This window comes from Streptomyces sparsus (genome assembly GCF_054776295.1).
This window is the reverse complement of the sequence record NZ_BAAHCA010000841.1, coordinates 1-2,168: the sequence shown is the minus strand read 5'-3', so window position 1 is coordinate 2,168 and position 2,168 is coordinate 1. Positions and strand designations below refer to the sequence as shown.

Annotated in this window: 2 protein-coding genes; both read left to right on the top strand. The window is 76.8% G+C overall.

The window, feature by feature from the left end:
- A partial coding sequence (locus tag ACYVE9_RS24040) for an aminotransferase-like domain-containing protein (RefSeq protein ID WP_461029989.1) occupies positions 1-1,082 on the top strand: 1,082 nt, incomplete at its 5' end.
- A 213-nt stretch (positions 1,083-1,295) separates the two neighbouring features.
- Positions 1,296-2,168, top strand: an 873-nt coding sequence (gene erm / locus ACYVE9_RS24035) for a 23S ribosomal RNA methyltransferase Erm (RefSeq protein ID WP_461029988.1), incomplete at its 3' end; no start/stop codon positions are given.

The following is a 2,168-nucleotide window of genomic DNA, read 5'->3' as shown; positions in this document are numbered from 1 at the left end:
GCCGGCCGGACGCCGCGTCGTTCCCCCGCTCCGCCTGGTTGGCCTCCGCGCGGCGGGCACTCACCGGCGCGCCCCACGAGGCATTCGGTGCCGGTGACCCCCACGGCCGGCCGGAGCTGCGCAGCGCGCTGGCCGACTACCTGGCCCGGGCCCGGGGCGTACGCACCGAACCCGGGCGCATCGTCATCTGCTCCGGGTTCGCGCACGCGCTGCGCCTGCTGTTCGGTTCCGGTGTGCTGCGCGGACCGCTCGCCGTCGAGTCCTACGGCCTGGACGTGCACCGGTCGCTGCTCGCCGCCTCCGGGGTCCTGACCGTTCCCCTGCCGCTGGACGAACACGGCGCCCGCACCGAGCAGTTGACCTCCCCCGCACCGGGCGGCCCGGCGGTCCGCGCCGTGGTGCTCACCCCGGCCCACCAGTTCCCCACCGGCGGTCCGCTGCACTCCGCCCGCCGCGCGGCCGTCGTCGACTGGGCGCGGGCGCACGGCGGCCTCGTACTGGAGGACGACTACGACGGCGAGTTCCGCTACGACCGCGAGCCGGTGGGCGCCCTCCAGGGCCTCGACCCCGAGCGGGTGCTGCACTTCGGTTCGGTCAGCAAGAGCCTGTCCCCCGCCCTGCGCCTGGGCTGGATGGTGCTGCCCGGTGACCTGGTCGACGCGGTGCTCGCCGCCAAGGGCGGTTGGGAGACGTGGACGAGCGTGCTGGACCAGCTCACCTTCGCCGACTTCGTCAGCTCGGGGCGCTACGACCGGCACGTGCGCCGCATGCGGCAGCGTTACCGGTCGCGCCGGGACCGGCTGGTCGGGACGCTGACCGAGCACGCTCCGCACGTCACGCCCACCGGCATCGCCGCCGGTCTGCACGCCGTCCTGCGGCTGCCCGCCGGCACCGAACGGTCCACCCTGGACGCCGCCGCCCGGACGGGCCTCGGCCTCGCCGGCCTCGGCTCCTACCGCCACCCCGACGCGACGGCACCGGAGACGGACGGCCTCGTCATCGGTTACGCCACCCCGCCGGAGCACGCCTACGGCTCCGCACTGGCAGCCCTCTGCCGCGTCCTGCCACCGGCGCCCGCCTGAACCCCGGGCGGCCGCCCGCGCGGCGAAAAACCGGTGGGCGGACGACCCGGGCCCGCGTTAGCGTGCCCCGCATGCACGCCATGCACGTCTTCACGAGGACCCGCCGCTCCTAGCGGCGGGCTGTCCGACTCGTTCCAGCTCCGCCGCACTTCGGCCCCCGCCGGTGCGGCACCTCGTGCTGCCCGGCTCCGAACTGCCTCCCGGAGCCCCGCCATGTCATCCCGGCCCTCCCGCCCCGCCCGCGCCAACGGCCCGGCGCGTCCCTCCCCCGCCGCCCGGTTTCCCGGCCCCGCCGTTTCCGGGCCCGCCCCGGGGGGCCGCCACGAACTCGGCCAGAACTTCCTCGTCGACCCCGCGGTGATCCGGACCGTCACCCGGCTCGTGTCGGAGTCCACCGGACCGATCGTGGAGATCGGGCCGGGTGACGGCGCCCTCACCGTGCCGCTGAGCCGGACCGGCCGACCGCTGACGGCCGTCGAGGTGGATCCCCGGCGGGCCGGCCGGCTCGCCCGCCGGCTGCCGCCGCACGTCGAGGTGGTGACCGCCGACGTCCTGCGCCACCGTTTCCCCCGCACACCGCACGTCGTGGCGGGCAGCCTGCCGTTCCACCTCACCACCGCGATCCTGCGGCGGCTGCTCGCCGCGGACCACTGGCACACCGCCGTGCTGCTCGTGCGGTGGGAGGTCGCCCGGCGGCGGGCCGGAGTCGGCGGGGCGAGCATGCTGACGGCGGCCTGGTGGCCCTGGTACGACTTCCGGCTGCACGCCCGGGTCCCGGCCGGGGCGTTCCGCCCGATGCCGTCGGTGGACGGCGGGCTGCTCACCCTGACCCGGCGGGCGACGCCCCTCGTCGACGGGCCCCGGAAGCCGTACCAGGAGTTCGTCCGCCAGGTCTTCACCGGACCGGGACGCGGCCTGCCCGAGATCCTGCGGGGAACCGGCCGGCTACCCCGTTCCGCCTGCCGGGACTGGCTGCGGTCGGAGCGCCTCGCGCCGTCCGCGCTGCCCAAGGACCTCGGAGCCGCCCAGTGGGCCTCACTGTGGCGCCTCGCCGCCCCGACGCCGCGCCAGCCCGACCAGCCTGGG